Source organism: Frankia sp. CcCS3 (assembly GCF_977927575.1).
Genome location: NZ_CDWRCL010000217.1, coordinates 6,088 through 7,284 on the forward strand (window position 1 = coordinate 6,088; position 1,197 = coordinate 7,284).

1 pseudogene is annotated in these 1,197 nt (G+C 63.7%); it reads left to right on the forward strand.

The features are described 5' to 3' along the window. Positions 1 to 607 precede the first annotated feature (607 nt). Positions 608 to 1,197: pseudogene (locus tag AC08OQ_RS16175) on the forward strand (glycosyltransferase family 2 protein); the annotation flags it as partial.

Here is a 1,197-nt window from a genome sequence, read left to right on the forward strand (position 1 = left end):
ATAGGGCTCCCCGAAAAACCGGGGAGCCTTTTCCGTGCCCGGTCGCGCCCAGTCGCGTCCGGTCATGCCGGCCGTGTCCTGTAGCCGTTCCCGTAGCCGTTCCCGCGGAGACCGCGGACGCCGAATCGTCCGCGATCCGCGCGCGAGTAAGGATGGTTACCGGAAAGGATGAACAGAACGTTAAATCTAACTCACATACCGCCAACGCAACGTATCATCTCCCTCCTGGCGCACAGCCCACCCACAGACACCCGAACCCCAGCTGGTAAAGTGTCGGCCACGATAAAGCCGAACCAGCGATAAAGCCGAACCAGCAGAGAATCAGGCGCCCAGGTATTTACTTTTCGGCCAGGCGAGAGGAGTACAGCCCCGGTTCCCACGACTCCCTACACCAAAAAGATTTAGAATTATCCGGCGCATCTAGGAGTCGAAATTAAATAACTTGCGCGTTTCGAACCCCCCGCAGGCCTGTGACCTGCAATGATGCTCTCGATCACGTATTTGTTACTTCATTACGTCCCCCTAGCGAGAGTTCAGTTCATGGCTGCGAATTTCGCTGAAACGGTCACTGAAAGGCCGACGCCGGGGGGGGATCAACACACTGAACATGGCAGTTCCGCCGCCGGAGTACGCGGTGGCGGATCTGGATCCGCGAACGAGTGACCTCGTCGTCCCGAATGGATCCGGATGGCGGCGGGTCATGCGGGTGCCAGGACGACGGCATTACCATCACGAGCACCACGATCGCGCCGTCGCGACCGTCCAGCAGGCCCGGAGCCGCACTCGATCGACGGGCCGGAGTTGTGTCGTCGGCCTTCTGTACATTGCCGAGTTCGGCCGGCTGCGCGAGCGCCTCGCTCCGGGCGCCTGCCTGTCCCTGCTCAATCAGGTCGCTGCCTTGGCAGGTGGTCTGCATCGGTGGCGTGGCTCCGCCATCGGCCAGGGCCGCCCCGGCGAGGTGGTCGTCGTCCTGCCGACGCGGCCGGGCCGCTCCGCCGAAGCGGCGTTCGGCGAGATCGTGCGTACGGTCGCGAGCTGTGACTTCGCTGTCGACGGCGAGCGCCTGCGGGTAACCCCCGTTCCGGGGTTCGTCCAGGTGGACGACACCATCGACGATGCCACCGCCTTGCGGCGGGCCCGGCTGGCCATGGGTCTCGCCGCCCAGCAGCTCGACATGGTCCCCGTCTGTTACGACCC